The organism is Arthrobacter sp. 05T47, assembly GCF_056395825.1.
In genome coordinates, this window is the sequence record NZ_JBFTKG010000034.1 from 35,092 (window position 1) to 48,138 (window position 13,047).

The following is a 13,047-nucleotide window of genomic DNA, read 5'->3' on the forward strand; positions in this document are numbered from 1 at the left end:
AGCAACTARCTGGCGTCAGGTTCCTTCTGCGCGTCCGCCTGCTCKGCCTGGACGGCCCTGAAGATGTTGCCGTGGATCATCTCCRCSCCGAGGCGCWCKATCACGCCGTCGCGYTCCAGCACCGCCCGGACGGMCGGCTTCAGCCGGGTCAGGCGCAGGTTGACGTCCGACTCCCGGGCCAGGTTCACGATGTCCGCCATCTTCGCTGCCCCYTGGGAGTCGACGAAGTTGATTCCGCCRCAGTCGAGCACAATCCCSGTGAGTCCGGGCGTGGACTGGATGACCTCGCGCARGCGGTCCTCCAGGGCGTCGGCGGTGGCRAAGAACAGGCCGCCGTCGAACCGGATGACGGCTATGCCGGGAACGGTCTCGTCGCCGGGRTGATCAGCGGCTTCGCGGAAGACCTGGGTGCCRGGCTCGCGGCCGAGGGAGGGCATCTCGGGRTGGGTGGCCACCCGGACGAGCCAGATGAGCGARAGTCCGATCCCGATGACGACGCCGGCGAGCACGCCGAAGATGAGGGTGCCGATGATCGCCGCGACCGCAATCCAGAAGTCGAACTTCTGCACCCGGGCAAGCCGGCGCATTTCCGGCAGGTTCATCATGCCCATGACCACGGCCTCGATGATCAGCGCCGCSAGTACCGGTTTGGGCAGGATCGAGAACAGSGGCGCCAGGAAGAGCAGCGTGAGCAGCACGGTGACCCCCGAGGTGAGGGAGGCAAGCCCGGTCTTCGCYCCGGAGTGGTCATTCAGCGAGCTCGCGGACAGGCTGGTGGAGACGGGCATCCCTTTGAAGAGTCCCGCGGTGATGTTGGCCAGCGACTGGGCAATGGATTCCTGGTTGATGTCGATCTGGTAGCGGTGTTTGGCGGCGAACGCCCGGGCATCCCCGGCGGTCTGGGAGAAGCCGATCAGGACCAGCGCCACCGCCGCGACAGCCACTGTTCCCACGTGGTCCCACATCAGCTGGCCGTTCGGGACCTGCAGCGAGGGCAGCCCGCTGGGGACGTCGCCTACGAGGGCCACGCCCTTGGCCCCGAGATCGAACAGTGCCGCGGCCAGCAGCCCRCCCACCACCAGGACCAGGGCGCCGGGGACCTTGGGCGCGATCGCCTTCAGTCCGAAGACSACTACCAGCGCGATCACGCCAACCACCACTGTGGTTTGCTGGGCCTCGCCCAGGGTCCCCAGCCATGACCASAGTTCCTGGATCGGGTTCGAGCCGGTGACCTCGGTCCCGGTGAGCTTGGGAAGCTCACCGATCACGACGTCGATCGCCGCGCCGAAGAGGAACCCGGTGACCACGGCCCTGGAGAGGAACTGCGCAATCCASCCCATCTTCAGGACGGCCAGAAGCAGGAACAGGATCCCGGAGGCAAGGGTGATTCCCGCAACGAACGAGGCAACATCCTGCTCGYTGGTGATGCCWGCCGCGAGCACGGCACTCGCGGCCACCGCCGCCAGGCCGGAGCTCGGCCCCATGGAGATCTGCCGGCACGTGCCGAAGATCGCATAYACGATGGCGCCGGCGGCCGCGGCATACAGGCCGTTCTGCAGCGGTACGCCGGCGATTCCGGCRTAYCCCAGGTTCTTCGGAACGATCAGGGCCGCCACCGTGACTCCGGCGATCAGGTCGCCGCGCAGCCACGTGCGGTCATACGAGCGGAACTGGCCAATGATCGGGACCCCGGCCGGACCTCTTCCCTGCGCCCTCTTCATGGGCCAGTCTTACTCCAAGTCCSGAGGTTCCACCAGAGTCCGGCGCCGGCGCCCGGCACAAGCAACCGGTTTCTAGCTGGCGCTCTTCTGGGCSACGAGTTCGATCTCGACGAGCATCTTGGGGTCCAGGAACGGCAGCACGTGAACCAGGGAGAGRGTCGGGCGGATGTCCCCGAAAACCTCACCGTGGGCGCGGCCGGCCTCTTCCCACTTGCTGATGTCCGTCAGGTACAGCTTGGACTGMACSACGTCTTCGAAGCCGAAGCCGGCSTCGGCCAGGACKGCGCCGAGCTTYTGCAGGATGTAGCTGGTTTGGGTGTAGAAGTCGTCGCCGACAATTCCGTCGTCGCCGCTGGCGGCCGTCGCGGAAATGTASAGGGTGTTGTCCACCTGGACAGCCCGGGAATAGCCGAGTGTCTGTTCCCAGGTGGAGCCGGTGCCGAAGGTTTTGCGCATGGTGTGCCTTTCGCAGTTGCCGCAGGGATCGGCACAACTGTAGGTCGCAAGGCACTCGGGCCGCCAAACCCGGCGGCTTTGTGTCGTGCGGTGCGGCGGCACGGGGCGGGGCGGCGGGGCGGGCAGGCTGGCAGATGGGCGCCGCTGCCGGGGCYTASAGCTCCTGGCGGTAGACGAGCAGTTTGATGTCTGTGCCGGGGACCAGCCAGTCGCGGTCCGGTGCCCGGMGGAAGCCGGTTTTCCGGTAGAGGCCGTGGGCGCTTTCCCAGCTCTGGCCCGTKGTGAGGGCCACGGCGCCGATGCCCGGCAGCGACCTGGCRTGCTCGATGATGGCCTCGACCATGGTCTTGCCGGCGCCRCTGCGCTGGACCGCCGGGTCCACCACGAGCATGCGGAACTCCAGTTCGTCGCTGAGGGCAATGTCCGCGTACGGCTCGCCCGCGACCGCCAGCGTGACCGAGCCGAGGATCCGGCCGTCGCGCTCCGCGACCCACACCGTCGCGTCAGCKGCGCGCTGCCCGACGTTCTGGATCTGGCGCATGTACGGGTGGTCCGCGCTCTCGAAGTAGCCCGCCGCCAGGTAGGCGTCCCGGGTGATGCGCGCWATGGCGTCGAAGTCGGCCGGAACGGCGGGGCGAATGAGGATCTGCGAAGGCACCTGTCAATGGTACGGGCGTCCGGCGCCGGTCACCCCCGGAACCGCCGTTTCCGTGACTGAACTATCACTACAGCGCTCAGGGACTACCTCGCTCAGGCACCGCCCTCGGGCACTGCGCCGCTTAGAGCGGGAACTTGCCGGAGAGTTCCAGCGAGCCGGCGCACGTCCAGGCGGCCAGGCGCTCGTCGTCGGACGGTCCGCCGGCCAGGGGGCTGGTGAGCCGGGGCCGCCGSACCCAGCAGCCTGCYTCCTCGGCGACCAGGGCCCCGGCGGCGAARTCGTGTTCGTTGAGCCCGCGCTCGCCATAGGCGTCGTGGGTGCCGTCCGCGACGAGGCACAGGTCCAGCGCCGCCGACCCGAGCCGGCGCATGTCGGCGAAGCCGTCCATCAGGCTGCCCAGGGCGGTGGCCTGTTCCGCCCGCACGTCGGCGTCGTAGCTGAAGCCCGTGGCCAGGATCTGGCCGGTCCGGCCGGGGACCGGGCCCAACAGGGCGGTCAGCCGGCCCTGCTCCTGGAGCCAGGCCCCCTCGCCGCGGGACGCGTAGTAGGTGCGTCCCAGCGCCGGTGCGCTGACGACACCGGCCAGCCAGACGCCGTCGGCGTCCGCCACCGCCACGGAGGTGGCGTAGTAAACGATGTTGCGGATGAAATTGGTGGTGCCGTCGAGCGGGTCGATGGACCAGCGATATCCGCTGGGCTCGGCAGGCAGGACGGTGCCGCCCTCCTCCCCCGTGATGATGTCCCGCGGCCGGGCTGCGGTGATGACCTCGCGGACGGCGGCCTCGGCGGCAAGGTCGAAAGCCGTCACCCAGTCACCGGAGTCACCCTTGTTGCTGACGTCCAGGGCGGCGGTCTCCCGGGTGGCCAGGACCGCGGCCCCSGCTGCCGCRGCCGCCTTGGCCAGCTCCAGCAACTCCGCGGTGCCGGGGTCCGCAGCGGAGGTGCCAGCGGGATGTGAGCTCATTCGGCCGCTGCCGCAGCTTCGACGCCGAGGGACCCGCSGCCGTCGTCGTCCACGTCAGSCAMACTGTCCGCRCCGGCATCCGCGGCGCTGTCCGCGCCGGCCGGMCCGTCCGCCAGCAGCGCCCGGAAACCGTCCTCATCCAGGACGGGGACGCCGAGCTGYTCGGCYTTGTCCAGTTTGGTGCCGGCGTTCTCGCCCGCCACCACGTAGCTGGTGTTCTTCGAGACCGAACCGGCCGCCTTGCCGCCGCGGATCAGGATGGCTTCCTTGGCCTCGTCGCGGCTGAAGCCCTCGAGGCTTCCGGTCACCACGATGGTCAGCCCTTCCAGGGTCCGTGGCGTGGATTCGTCKCGTTCATCCGCCATCCGGACGCCGGCGGCCGCCCAGCGGTCCACGATCTCGCGGTGCCAGTCCTCGGCGAACCATTCCGTCAGCGCYTGGGCGATGACYGGGCCGACGCCGTCSACGTGGGCGAGCTCCTCTTCGGAGGCMCTCCGGATGGCGTCCATGCTGCCGAACGCGGTGGCGAGCGCGCGGGAGGCCCGCGGGCCGACATGCCGGATGGACAAGGCCACCAGGATCCGCCACAGCGGCTGGGCCTTGGCTTTCTCCAGTTCGCGGAAGAGCTTGTCCGTGGTGGCGGTGGGCTTGGACGGGGTCTTGGTGGTGGCCTTGGTGAAGAAGTAGGGCACCAGCTCCACTTCGCCGGTGGCCACGCCCTTGGAGCGCTTCTCGCGGCGGACGCGGACGTCGGCCAGCTGCTCCGGGGTGAGGTCGAACAGTGTCGCCTCCGTGGTCAGCGGCGGGTCCGAGGGYTCGGCSGGCTGGGTCAGGGCGATGGCGGCTTCCCAGCCGAGGGCCTCGATGTCGAAGGCGCCGCGGCCGGCGAGGTGGAAGACGCGTTCGCGCAGCTGCGCCGGGCAGGACCGGGAGTTGGGGCAGCGGATGTCCACGTCCCCTTCCTTCCCGGGCGCCAGSGGTGTGCCGCAGGAGGGGCACTCGGTGGGCATGATGAAGTCGCGCACGGGCGGGTCCTGGGCGTCCCGGAGCGCCAGGACCGGGCCGACRATTTCCGGAATGACGTCGCCGGCTTTGCGCAGCACCACGATGTCKCCGATCTTCACGCCTTTGGCAATGACCACTTCCTGGTTGTGCAGGGTGGCCATTTCCACGGTGGAGCCGGCGACCTTGACCGGTTCCATCACACCGTACGGSGTGACCCGGCCGGTGCGGCCGACGTTGACGGCRATGTCCAGCAGCTTGGTGTGGACCTCTTCCGGCGGGTACTTGTAGGCCACGGCCCAGCGGGGCACCCGGGTGGTGTAGCCCAGGGCCCGCTGTGTGGCGAAGTGGTCCACCTTGATCACGATGCCGTCGATCTCGTGGGTGAGGCTGTGCCGCTTGTCCCCGTAACGTTTGATGAAGGCCAGCACGTCCGCCAGCCCGGGCAGGACCTCGAAGTACGGGCTGGTGGGCAGTCCCCACTCGGCGAGCTTGCGGTAGGTCTCGGACTGGCTGGCGGTTTCGAGTCCCTCGCGGGCGCCGATGCCGTGGACGTACATCCGCAGCGGCCGCTTGGCGGTTTCCGCGGGGTCCTTCTGCCGCAGTGATCCTGCGGCGGCATTGCGCGGGTTGGCCAGCGGCGCCTTGCCGGCCGCGATCAGGGCTTCRTTGAATTCCGCGAAGGCCTGGGACGGGATRAAGACTTCGCCGCGGACTTCCATCTCGRCCGGGAAGCCGGTGCCGCTGAGCTGCTGCGGGATTTCCTTGATGGTCAGGACGTTGTGGGTGATGTCCTCGCCGGTGGTGCCGTCSCCGCGGGTGGCGGCCCGGACCAGCGCGCCGTCGCGGTAGAGCAGGTTGACGGCCAGGCCGTCGATCTTCAGTTCGGTGAGCCACGACGCCCTTGGGCTGCCATTGCCGCCGTTGCCGATYTTGGCAAYGCCTGCCTCGGCCTTCACCATCCARGCCTCMAGCTCYTCGAGCGAGAASACATCCTCCAGGCTGTACATCCGCTGCAGGTGCTGGACGGCSGTRAASGCGGCCGAGACCTCGCCGCCGACTTCCTGSGTGGGCGAATCGTTGGCMACCARTTCCGGGTGCAGGGCCTCGAGGGTTTCCAGCCGCCGGTAGAGCTCGTCGAACTCGGCGTCGGAGATGATCGGCGCATCYTCYTGGTAGTACGCAAAGCGGTGTTTGCGGACCTGTTCGACGAGGTCCTCGTACTCCTCGCGGACGTCCCCGGAGGGCGTTTGTGTRTCTTCTGCTGCGGTGTTCCCTGTGCTCACAGACCTATCCTGCCCTAGATCACGGCACTTGTCCGGTCCAGTGCCCGTCCTGTCAGGACTGCGCATCTCCGGCTGCAAACGTAGCGTCAACCACGATCGCTGTGATGTTGTCCCGTCCGCCGCTGCGCAACGCCGCCTGGATCAGTTCGTCGACGGCCGCCTGGGGGTCCGCCTCAGACTTCARGATGCCGCCAATCTGCTCATCGCTCAGCTCTCCGTTGAGGCCATCGGAGCAGACCAGCATCCTGTCGCCTTCTTCAAGGGGAAGCAGCCAGTAGTCGGCTTCGGAGTCGTCGCCGGTTCCCAGGGCGCGTGTCACMACGTGCCTGCGCGGATAGACGGCGGCCTCSGCYTCGGTGATCTGCCCGGCGTCGAAAAGTTCCTGCACCTCGGAATGGTCAACACTGACCTGCGTGAGCCTGCCGTGGCTGTACCGGTAGGTGCGTGAATCGCCGATGTTAAGCACGAGCCAGTGYGGACCGTCCGGCTGTTCGACTACCACGACGCCGGTCAGGGTGGTTCCGGCGCGGGACCCGGTAGCGTGACGGATGCCGGCGTCGGCCATGAGCACGTACTCCTGGAGGATGGCGGCCGTTGCGTTCCGGACCCCYGWCTTCACCTGGGGCARCTCCGCCARGGTGCGMACGCAAATGCCGCTYGCGACTTCGCCGGCCTCATGGCCGCCCATGCCGTCCGCCACYGCRAAGACGGGATCGGTGGCGATGAAGGAGTCCTCGTTCATCTCGCGGCGCAGCCCCCGGTCGGTGCCGTACCCGCAGCGCAGGCGCGGTCCCCGCCCGTCCGACGGCGGGAAGGTGGAGTCTGGCGTTGGGTTCATCGTGGTCCTCAAGAAAGTGTGCGCGTGGGTCGACGGCGGTCACAAACCCGGGCCGAGCGCAACTGCCGGTCCGACTATTGCATATGGCCGTACAACTGAGAAGCCCGCCACGCGCTGCAGCCGGCTGATCCGGCTCAGTCCAGGATGAGGCCCCGGCCCTCGCCGGGCTGCAGCAGCACCGGGTGGATTTCGCCGAACCCGCGGACGTCCTCGGCYGTGCGGGGCACCAGGATRAAGCGTTCGTCCTGTTCCAGCGCGGCCGCTGTCATCGAATCCACCAGCACGGTGCCGGGGTCCGCGAGGGCGGTCAGGCGTGCGGCGAGGTTGACKGTGGGTCCGTAGATGTCGCCCAGGCGGGAGAGGATGCGGCCCCAGACCATGGCCACGCGGGCCTGCGGCAGGATCTCGTCCTCGGTGAAGGCGCGGGAGAGGGCCAGGGAGATCTCGGCGCCGGCCGCGGGGGTTTCGGCGATGTAGAGGACTTCGTCGCCGACGGTCTTGACCAGCCGGCCGCCGCCGACAGAGATGATTTCGGCGCAYTTGTTTTCGAAGCGCTGCACCAGCTGGGCGAGGGTTTTCTCGTTCATCCGGCGMGACAGGCTGGTGTAGGACACGAGGTCGGCGAAGCCGACCGCCCGGGCCAGCGGCAGCGGGGAATCGTCCTCGTCGCCTTCGCGGCCCTCTTCGCTGGACTGCAGCCCGGCCTCGGCCCGGACGGCGAGGCGCTGCACACCGGCGTTGAGCTGCCGGCGCCAGGAATAGACGAGCATTTCCTCGAGGGCGTCGATCAGGTTGGGCAGTTCGCTGACGAGCCGCTTCCGCGCGACGGCGTCCGGCACGCCCTGCTCCTGGACCATGTCCTCCACCAGGGCCTCGATCTGCCACACGACCATCCGGTCGGTCATCTGGCCGATGGCCCGGGTGATCGAGATKGCGGCTTCCTCGGTGAGCTTGCCGTCACGCACCAGGTCCACGATGGTGGACAGGGCGGACTGGTCGCGCTCGGTGAAAGCGACATCCTCATCCCCGAGGTTGGGAAAGCCCAGGGCGCGCCAAAGTTTCCGGGCCGAAAGCAGGGACAGGCCGGCACCGGCGGCGACTTCCCGGCGCCGGAGCTTGCGTTCGCCGCCCAGCAGCCGGGCTTCCAGGGCCTTGGCGGCGAGCCGGTCGGCGGACATGGTTCCGGTGGGCGGGGCTACAGGTTCGGGGTCGGGCCCAGGTTCGAAGTCCTCAGCGGCGACGTCGKGYCCGCCGTCGGCCGGTTCGTGTCCGGCAGGRGCAGGATYGTGTTGGGCGGGTTCGATGGGCTCTCCGGCMTCRGCGTCGAAGGAAGTGCCACTATCGAAGGAAGTCCCAGTGTCGAAGGTGGTCGCGGCGTCGCTGTCGGCCGCAGCCGGGTCGGCAGCGTGCTCGGGCTCCCGGGGTAAATCCGGGGCGGCGAGGTCGATGTCCTGGTGGACGTTCTCAGCGTTCATCTCTTCCACCTTCTTTCGTCTCCCACGGTGGGGCTTCGTCCGGGTTGTAGTTCATGCCATCGGCCCCGGACATCCCGCCTTTGGGGAGSTCGCYGATGGCSTCGAGCATGAAATTTCGGAATGTCGCGGCCTCCGGGACATCCGGAACSACCATTCCATCGGGGTACCCGGTCTCCAAGGATATATTCCCGGAGCGCAATAGGCGCTGCAACAACGATTGCTCAATGGCCACATTGCGGACGCTCGCGAGGGGAACCTGTTCATCGCGCCGCCGTAACATGCCGTAGCGGGTAACTAATCGCTGGCTGGTCAGGATGTAGCGCGTGGCGTGCCAGGCAACGACCCGCGGGAGGCAATAGCCCAGCAGCACCCACGCCGCCAGGCCMAGGCAAATAGCYACCAGCCACGGCGTCCAATCCTTGGGGATGAAGGGCACCAGCCTCGCRGGGCCGCCCTTGACCACCCAGGCACAGGCRTACGCGGCCAGCGCCGGAACAACRACAAAAAACAGCGCCGGGACAATGAGCATCCTGGGCTGGGGCCGGGTCACAACAATYACTTGCTCTCCCGGCACRAGCACTTTACGCATAGCCGCTTTCTGCCCCRSTGCGGCCTTCGCCCTGCCSGCCGGYCCCGGCCGGGTTCCACGGCCTGAGGTGCACGACGTCGCCTGCGGTCACSACGTGTTCGTGGCCCGCCGCATCAGTCACCAGGAGCGAACCATATTCGTCCAGGCGCGTGGCGTGGCCAATGATCTCGTGGTCGCCGGGGAGCTGGGCCCGGACCTGCTTGCCGAGGGTYGTCAGCAAGTGTTCCAGCCGCTTGTGCAGCGAGGGGCCGCCGGCCATGCCGGCGGCGGGGTCGCCGTCGGCGTTGCAGAAACTCCGGTAGAGGGCGGCGAAGCGGGACAGGTAGCTCTTCAGSAGTTCCGTCCGGTCCACGGTGTCCGGGTTCTCCAGCAGCACGGACGTGGCGGTGGGCACCGGCAGTTCGGGTTCGGTGAGCGTGACGTTCAGGCCGGTGCCCAGGATGACCGGAGGCGTGCCGGCGCCGCCGAGCGGGCCGAGCTGGGCCAGGATGCCGGCGATTTTCCGGCCCCGCACCAGGACATCGTTGGGCCATTTGAGTTCCGCCGGAAGCCCCGCCGTCTCCGCGAGCGCCTCACGCAGGGCGAGGGCGGCCAGGAGGGAGAGCCAGGAGTAGCTGTGGGTCGGCAGCGGTCGGCCGGCAGCGTTGACCGGGCGGAGCACGAGCGAGACGGAGACGGAACTGCGGGCCGGGGCTTCCCACCGGCGGTCGAGCCGGCCGCGCGCGGCGSTCTGGTATTCMGCGGTCAGCACCGACAGGTCCGGCCACGCACCCGGGTCCTCGGTCACGCCGCGCAGGAGATCKGCATTCGTGGAACCGGTGGATTCCACCACCGTCAGGTGCGGAATTCCGTTGGCTGACAGGAACGCCTCATCGCTAAGGGCGCTGAGGTCCAGGGGCGGACGGTCCGGGGTTTCCTGCACGGCTTCCATGTTTGAATCCTACCGAGGAAAGCCCGGCCCGGCTCGCGCACCTGCCGGGTCAATGACTCCGCGGAAACTCCCCACGTTTGGCTGCCATGCCCGGCGTGTCGGCCGGACATGCCGGGATTTTTCGGCGTCCGGTCCTCAAACATGGGGAAATTCCGCCGGGCACGCCGCCGAAAACACTCAGCATGTTCAGAGGAAGATGTCCGGGACCAGCTGGCCCTCCGGCGCACCGAGGCTGTACGGGCTGAAGTCCGTCACCCCGGCCCCGGCGAGGACCWGTTCATCGGTATAGAAGTTGCCGCTCCGGCTGCCGCCGGCCGGGACCGCGTTGGCACCGGTCAGCACGGCGTGGGCGGCGTCGGCCATGATCTCGGGGCTGCGGGCACCCTGGACGATCTTCTCGCCGCCGGGCATRTTGCGGATCGCCGCRGTGTCGATCAARGTGCAGGGCCAGAGCGAGTTCACGCTGACGCCGTCGGCCTTGAGTTCCTCGGCCAGCCCCAGCGTGGTCAGGCTCATGCCGTATTTGGCCATGGTGTAGGCCAGGTGCATCCCGGCCCACTTGGGGTCCAGGTTCAGGGGCGGGGAGAGCGTCAGGATGTGGCCGGCCCCGGATGCCCGCAGCGCAGGCAGTGCCATCTTCGAGAGCAGGAAGGTGCCGCGGACGTTGATGTCCTGCATGAGGTCGTAGCGYTTCATGTCCACGTCATCGGTGCTGGAGAGGTCGATCGCCGACGCATTGTTGATSACGACGTCGATCCCGCCAAAGCGGTCCACGGCGGCGCCGACTGCGCCGGCGACGTCGGCGTCGTTCCGGACGTCGCCAACCAGCGGCAACGCCTGGCCGCCGGCGGCCYCGATCTGTTCGGCGGCGGTGTACACGGTGCCTTCGAGCCGGGCGTGGGGCTGGCCGGTCTTGGCCATGAGGACGATGTTGGCGCCGTCCCGGGCTGCGCGGAGCGCGATGGCGAGGCCGATGCCGCGGCTTCCCCCGGAGATGAGGASAGTGCGGCCCTGGAGGGAACCGGCGGCCTGGTACGGCACCGGCTGCTGGGATTGCGGGGCGGCGCCCGAAGCATCATTGCTTGAAGTCATGAGCACACTCTAGCGGACGTATGTTACTGGCGGGTAACAAAGCGGTGCGGGAGCTTCATCGCGGGAAAATTGTAGGTTCCCTACAGCGGCACCCGCCAATACCGTCACTAGACTTGCCAGCAGAGCCCTGCTTTTGTGGATTCCAACCAAAGGACCCCGCARGACGGGCACCGAATAAGCTAGCGACAGAGCCGGAGACACTTGATGAGCCACGATCTGACCACGACTGCGGGAAAGATTGCAGATTTCCGCGACCGCCAGGCCCGTGCCGAGCAGCCTTCCGGCCCGGAAGCGATCGAGAAGCAGCACGCGCGCGGCAAGAACACCGCCCGCGAGCGCATCGACCTGTTGCTGGACGCCGATTCCTTCGTCGAATTCGATGCGCTGGCCGTGCACCGCTCCACCGCCTTCGGCATGGAGAAGAAGAAGCCGCTCGGCGACGGGCTGGTGTCCGGCTACGGCACGGTGGACGGCCGCCCCGTCGCCGTCTACAGCCAGGATTTCTCTGTCTACGGCGGCTCGYTGAGCCAGGTCAACGGCGAGAAGATCGTCAAGGTCCAGGAGTTCGCGCTGCGCAACGGCTGCCCCGTGGTGGGCATCCTCGACGGCGGCGGCGCCCGCATCCAGGAAGGCGTTGCCTCGCTGGCCATGTTCGCGGACATCTTCCGCAACAACGTCCACGCGTCCGGCGTCGTCCCGCAGATCTCCCTCATCATGGGCCCCTCCGCCGGCGGCGCGGCCTACTCCCCYGCCCTGACCGACTACGTGGTCATGGTGGACAAGACCTCCCACATGTTCATCACCGGCCCGGATGTCATCAAGACYGTCACCGGCGAAGACGTGGACATGGAAACCCTCGGCGGCGCCCGCCAGCACAACGCCAACACCGGCACCTCGACGTACCTGGCCTCCGACGAGGCCGACGCTGTCGAGTTCGTCCGCGAACTGCTSGACTTCCTGCCCTCCAACAACCTYGCCGAGGCGCCGGTGCTCGAGCACCAGCAGGAGCTGGAGATCGACGACGACGACCTCACSCTCGACACRCTGATCCCGGACTCGGCCAATCAGCCYTACGACATGCGCAAGGTCATCGAGCAGATTGTCGACGACGCGCACTTCCTGGAGATGCAGTCCCTCTACGCCCCGAACGTGATCATSGGYTACGGCCGGGTGGAGGGCCATACAGTGGGCATCGTGGCCAACCAGCCCATGCAGTTCGCCGGCACCCTGGACATCGCCGCGTCGGAGAAGGCCGCCCGCTTTGTCCGGCACTGCGACGCCTTCAACATCCCGATCATCACCCTCGTGGACGTGCCCGGCTTCCTCCCYGGCAAGGACCAGGAGTTCCAGGGCATCATCCGCCGCGGCGCGAAGCTGCTCTACGCCTACGCCGAGGCCACCGTGCCCAAGCTGACCGTGATCACCCGCAAGGCCTACGGCGGGGCCTACATCGTGATGGGCTCCAAGAAGCTCGGCGCGGACCTSAACCTCGCCTGGCCCACCGCCCAGATCGGYGTCATGGGCGCYCAGGGAGCCGTGAACATCCTGTACCGCCGCGAACTCGCCGCRGTGGCCGAGGACGGCGGCGACGTCGAGGCCAAGCGCGCCGAAGTGATCCGCCAGTACGAGGAAGAGCTGCTCAACCCCTACCAGGCCGCCCAGCTGGGCTACGTGGACGCCGTGGTGGCACCGTCCGAGACCCGGGTGCAGATCATCAAGGGCCTGCGCGCGCTCCGCGACAAGCGCGCCGCGCTGCCCGCCAAGAAGCACGGGAACATCCCGCTGTGATCCCCACCGACGCCCAACCTTCGCAGGTCCCCACCGGCTCCCAGCCCTCGCAGGCTCAGGCCGCGTCCCTCGAAGCGGCCACCACGCCGGAGACCGCACCCGCAGTCCTGTTCTCCGTCGCCAAGGGCCATCCGACGCCGGAAGAGCTGGCGGCCCTGACCGCCGTCGTGCTTTCCCTGGGGCAGGCCGAGCAGGCAGCACCGGAAACCCCTGGAGTCCGGCACTGGGTGCGCCGCCAGCAGCTGCG

General features: G+C 68.2%; 12 protein-coding genes. 2 read left to right on the top strand and 10 right to left on the bottom strand.

Annotated elements, in window-relative coordinates; genetic code table 11:
* Positions 1–5 precede the first annotated feature (5 nt).
* The 10 genes from AC1DEY_RS18655 to AC1DEY_RS18700 form a co-directional block, all read right to left on the bottom strand.
* Positions 6–1,721, bottom strand: a complete 1,716-nt coding sequence (locus AC1DEY_RS18655) for a SulP family inorganic anion transporter (protein ID WP_476869265.1) — start codon at positions 1,719–1,721, stop codon at positions 6–8.
* A gap of 72 nt (positions 1,722–1,793) precedes the next feature.
* Complete coding sequence (locus tag AC1DEY_RS18660; RefSeq protein WP_476869266.1) at positions 1,794–2,177, bottom strand: RidA family protein; 384 nt, start codon at positions 2,175–2,177, stop codon at positions 1,794–1,796.
* Positions 2,178–2,331: 154 nt separating this feature from the next.
* A complete protein-coding gene (locus AC1DEY_RS18665) occupies positions 2,332–2,835 on the bottom strand; it encodes a GNAT family N-acetyltransferase (protein WP_476869278.1) in 504 nt (167 codons plus the stop codon).
* Positions 2,836–2,956: 121 nt separating this feature from the next.
* Positions 2,957–3,799 carry an inositol monophosphatase family protein gene (locus tag AC1DEY_RS18670; RefSeq protein WP_476869267.1) on the bottom strand — a complete coding sequence of 281 codons (843 nt, stop codon included), beginning with the start codon at positions 3,797–3,799 and terminating at the stop codon, positions 2,957–2,959.
* Positions 3,796–6,153 carry an NAD-dependent DNA ligase LigA gene (gene ligA, locus AC1DEY_RS18675; protein ID WP_476869268.1) on the bottom strand — a complete coding sequence of 786 codons (2,358 nt, stop codon included), beginning with the start codon at positions 6,151–6,153 and terminating at the stop codon, positions 3,796–3,798. Before ligA ends, AC1DEY_RS18670 begins: the two co-directional genes overlap by 4 nt.
* Positions 6,140–6,925 carry a PP2C family protein-serine/threonine phosphatase gene (locus tag AC1DEY_RS18680; protein ID WP_476869269.1) on the bottom strand — a complete coding sequence of 262 codons (786 nt, stop codon included), beginning with the start codon at positions 6,923–6,925 and terminating at the stop codon, positions 6,140–6,142. Before AC1DEY_RS18680 ends, ligA begins: the two co-directional genes overlap by 14 nt.
* A gap of 134 nt (positions 6,926–7,059) precedes the next feature.
* Positions 7,060–8,400 (bottom strand): adenylate/guanylate cyclase domain-containing protein, encoded by a 1,341-nt coding sequence (locus AC1DEY_RS18685; RefSeq protein ID WP_476869270.1) that lies wholly within the window; start codon positions 8,398–8,400, stop codon positions 7,060–7,062.
* Positions 8,390–8,989 carry a PH domain-containing protein gene (locus AC1DEY_RS18690; RefSeq protein WP_476869271.1) on the bottom strand — a complete coding sequence of 200 codons (600 nt, stop codon included), beginning with the start codon at positions 8,987–8,989 and terminating at the stop codon, positions 8,390–8,392. The genes AC1DEY_RS18685 and AC1DEY_RS18690 overlap by 11 nt, the downstream gene beginning before the upstream one ends.
* Entirely contained in the window at positions 8,982–9,920 is a 939-nt protein-coding gene (locus AC1DEY_RS18695; protein ID WP_476869272.1) for a biotin--[acetyl-CoA-carboxylase] ligase, read from the bottom strand. Before AC1DEY_RS18695 ends, AC1DEY_RS18690 begins: the two co-directional genes overlap by 8 nt.
* Positions 9,921–10,106: 186 nt before the next feature.
* On the bottom strand, positions 10,107–11,012 hold the full coding sequence (locus tag AC1DEY_RS18700) for an SDR family oxidoreductase (RefSeq protein ID WP_476869273.1): 906 nt from the start codon (positions 11,010–11,012) through the stop codon (positions 10,107–10,109).
* A gap of 204 nt (positions 11,013–11,216) precedes the next feature.
* Between AC1DEY_RS18700 and AC1DEY_RS18705 the strand changes: the two genes are divergently transcribed.
* Together AC1DEY_RS18705 and AC1DEY_RS18710 are read left to right on the top strand one after the other, a co-directional pair.
* Entirely contained in the window at positions 11,217–12,800 is a 1,584-nt protein-coding gene (locus AC1DEY_RS18705) for an acyl-CoA carboxylase subunit beta (protein WP_476869274.1), read from the top strand.
* A partial coding sequence (locus AC1DEY_RS18710) for an acyl-CoA carboxylase subunit epsilon (protein ID WP_476869275.1) occupies positions 12,797–13,047 on the top strand: 251 nt, incomplete at its 3' end. The genes AC1DEY_RS18705 and AC1DEY_RS18710, both read left to right, overlap by 4 nt.